This is a genomic window from Candidatus Babeliales bacterium (genome assembly GCA_035288105.1).
Taxonomy (GTDB): Bacteria; Babelota; Babeliae; order Babelales; family Vermiphilaceae; genus SOIL31.
The window spans coordinates 1-3100 of the sequence record DATEAY010000035.1 but is presented as its reverse complement, the minus strand read 5'-3'; the positions used below and the strand labels follow the sequence as shown (position 1 = coordinate 3100).

Sequence of the window (3100 nt, the reverse complement as noted above, 5' to 3'; positions counted from 1 at the left end):
AGCAAACTTTTGGAATTTTATCGTGGTTTCGTGGTCTCAAATTTTGTTGGAACAAGCTAATTGAAGCAAGGACTTCCTTGCTTCAATTAGCTTGTTCTTATAGGCTTTTTAAGATGGCTGGAATTTTCGGATAAGCTCTTATATAAAAAAATAATTTTTCAAAAGCTGCTTCATATGCTAAATTGATGCCGTTCAATTTTGTTACACAAAACCACATTTTACAAAAAAAAGGGTCAGTCGATGAAAAGCACACACGTTTTATCATTTCTTTTAGTTACCAGCACCGTAGCCAAGGCCATGGAAAACAACCAACTGGTTAATTATAGAGCTATTCATCAATCACTCAGGGATGATTATAAAAATTATGCAATCAACCGGTTAAAAGAATACAAAAAAAGCGATAGCATCGATATGAATGAGCTGATTGAAGTTGGCAACACCATGACAAAATCAAAAGATGTTATACAACAGCTGTTACACTGGGATATAAAGGATAAAGATCAAAATTGTTTTATGCATATCGCAACAAAAAAATCAGATGTTCCTTTGGTCGAATGGTTATTCCTGCAAGGTGATAAAAATTTTGTGTACGTGAACGCAGATCAAGAGTATCCTCTCGATATATGCATTAAACAGCTATTGCCAACTGTCATTGACTCTGGCACAAAATCTCGTCAAATATTTAATCTTATGGTACCGCATATAGCAAAACTTTCAAAATATGATAAATTTAAACAATTGTGCCTCAAAAAAATCATTGCACTACAACTCAAACATAAAAGATGCAACAGTAACTTTGCTATTGATAAAGAACTATTGCAATCACTCGTTCCCCAAGCATTACTAGCACAACAACCATCAGTACTCTCTCTAATATATAAAGAAACAATTGATGAAACCGATGGCAGCACATTAAGTCACATTTTGGTAGAACAAGAAAATCCAGATGAATTATATGAGCTCGCAAAAGCTGATCAAATTTCTTGGTTAAAAAACAAAAACGGATTCAATTCATTTGATATAGCAGCAGAAAGATTCCGTGAAGCTATTCAAGATATAGCGCTTGTTGGTGCGAATGCGGAATCTATTACCAAAAGAGGATGCTGCCTCTATATTTTAATGCATTATTTACGCAATGCGGAAATTAAAAAATATGATAGCAAACAGGGGTTGTTTTATGGTGATTTGTCTGTACAGGATTTTGGTAATTGTTGCGAAAAGCATGTATTGAAATAAACAACTTTTGCATAAGAAAGAATCTACTCAATGAAAAACATTCATGTTTTATCACTTATTTTATGTATGCATTCTACGACATATAGCATGAACCTTTGGGATGCTATAGCAAAAGATCAACCCAAACAAAATAGTCTACTCACAGCAGAGCAAGAAGAAGAACTTTGGCGTAACCTAGAAAAAAATCTACACAATGTGCCCCTTAAGCAAAACAATCAAAATGCAGTAAACATATCTCAATCTGTTCAAAAAGAAGACCAATCCATTGCACCAAAACAAAACAAATACCTAAAAACAAGAACCCCCAAACAAAAGCTTCAATTAAGTCCTGTTACCAATAAACAAAATAATCAACCAGCTCTTCCTTATTGGGGTATGCATAGCCAATTGGTAAACGATTATAAAAATATTTTAAAAAACAAATTAGAAGAATACAAAAAAGCTGATATCAGTATAACACCATGGAGTATGCATAAACTGATTAAAATCGGCACGGCTATAACAAAACAAAATCTTCTAACATTAAAATCTACTATTCATACAATATGCGATAAAGAACATAATACTTTTTTGCATCATGCAGTAGAAAAAAATGATGAATCGACAGCGATTGTGAAAAACATACATTGACAAAGGCTATTTAGATGAAAAGTATGTATATTTTTTCAATTCTTATATGTATCAACGCTACCTTGCATGCCATGAAACAAAACAATCAATTAGCCCTTCCTAATTGGAGAGGCATGCACAATCAGTTGTGTACTGATTATAAAAATATTTTGAAAAACAAATTAGAAGAATACAAAAATGATTTCAGTATAACGCCATGTAATATGGATGAACTTGTTAAAGTTGGCCAGATCATCACAAAAGTAGATAAAAAGGTTCTATTAGACGGCTATATATATATGACCAAAGATAATTATGAACGACATAATTACTTCATGAATATCGCGGTAGAAAAAGATGATTTATCAACAATAAATTGGTTATGTGCAAACAATCCGCCTTTTTTTAGATTTTACAATAAAAATAAAGAAAATCCTCTTGATCAGTGTATTAAAAAGTTACTACCAAGTGCGACTAATAAACCAAGCAATAAGATTACCCAACAAATATTTGATTCTATGCTCACTTGCATGGCAGAACAATATTTACCTGCTGATTCAGGCTACGATACATACAAGGAAAAATGCCTAATCGATATCATTGCCTTGCAGTTACGGTATACAAAATTCGGCAGAAAATTTATTGTTAATTCAAACGCATTAACAAAGTTACTGCCCAAACCCAAATCTAAACCCTTATCACTTCAGCTTGCTCTTAAGTATAAAAGAGAAGCACTTTCTAGTTACTATAGAGAAGCAATCGATAAATTAGATGGTCGTACATTCACCCATGTTTTCGCATCACAACAAAATCCTGATGCCTTATGCGAACTCATTGAAAAAAAACGTGCATCTTTTGCAGAAGATGCGTATAACCACACCGCACTTGATTACGCCCTTTTAACTTTACGTCACCATACCCAAAACGAAACAAGTCCAGAAGCTATCCAAAAAGCTAGTTGCTGTGTATACATTTTACTCAACCATGCAAAAAGCCTTGCGCTAGAAAATGCTCAAGTAACATATTTGCATGAGCTTTATGCATCTGACATTTCTGATTTTGGTCCCTGTTGTGACAAACATACATTTTCAAAGGCTGTTTAGATGATCAGTACTCTTAGAGCTTATCCGAAAATTCCAGCCATCTTAAAAAGCCTATAAGAACAAGCTAATTGAAGCAAGGAAGTCCTTGCTTCAATTAGCTTGTTCCAACAAAATTTGAGACCACGAAACCACGATAAAATTCCAAAAGTTTG

The 3100-nt window shown here is 33.5% G+C and carries 3 protein-coding genes; all 3 read left to right on the top strand.

Features of this window, described 5'->3' with window-relative positions; genetic code table 11:
- Nucleotides 1–240 precede the first annotated feature (240 nt).
- The 3 genes from VJJ26_01795 to VJJ26_01785 are packed head-to-tail and all read left to right on the top strand — an operon-like array spanning nt 241 to nt 2948.
- The gene (locus tag VJJ26_01795; protein HLC06898.1) at nt 241–1236 is read left to right on the top strand and encodes a hypothetical protein; all 996 of its coding nucleotides are present in this window, start codon (nt 241–243) and stop codon (nt 1234–1236) included.
- Between the two features lie 30 nt (nt 1237–1266).
- The gene (locus tag VJJ26_01790) at nt 1267–1866 is read left to right on the top strand and encodes a hypothetical protein (GenBank protein ID HLC06897.1); all 600 of its coding nucleotides are present in this window, start codon (nt 1267–1269) and stop codon (nt 1864–1866) included.
- A 14-nt stretch (nt 1867–1880) separates the two neighbouring features.
- Complete coding sequence (locus VJJ26_01785) at nt 1881–2948, top strand: hypothetical protein (GenBank protein ID HLC06896.1); 1068 nt, start codon at nt 1881–1883, stop codon at nt 2946–2948.
- Nucleotides 2949–3100: the final 152 nt, after the last annotated feature.